The sequence below is a fragment of the Paraburkholderia sediminicola genome (assembly GCF_046027825.1).
GTDB classification, from domain to species: Bacteria; Pseudomonadota; Gammaproteobacteria; order Burkholderiales; family Burkholderiaceae; genus Paraburkholderia; species Paraburkholderia sediminicola_D.
Genome location: NZ_JAQQDU010000288.1, coordinates 1 through 344, shown reverse-complemented (window position 1 = coordinate 344; position 344 = coordinate 1). Strand labels below are relative to the sequence as shown.

Genomic DNA, 344 nt, shown 5'->3' with positions numbered 1-344 from the left:
AAGTAAGTCAGTATGACTCCTCGTGGACAGCGGCAAGGCTGGCCTTCGTGGGGAAGACAGGACGCGGGTTAGCATTGCTGCCAGAGCCGCAATGCATGGGCACGGAGCCCGTGCAAAGGCTGTTTCCGGCACGGAGGCCAGCATGGAAAACCATAGCACACTGTACGTTGGACTGGACGTCCACAAGGATTCGATCACGGTTGCGTACGCGATTGGGCTGGGTGAGGTGGAGCAGGCGGGCAAGATCGGCACGACGCAGCGCGACATTGAACGGCTGGTCACACGGCTGAAGGCGAAGACCTCGCATGTACATGTGGTCTACGAGGCAGGCCCTACGGGTTACG

The 344-nt window shown here is 60.2% G+C and carries 1 pseudogene; it reads left to right on the top strand.

From position 1 onward, the window contains the following. Positions 1–142: 142 nt before the first annotated feature. A pseudogene (locus tag PQQ96_RS42275) lies at positions 143–344 on the top strand (IS110 family transposase); the annotation flags it as partial.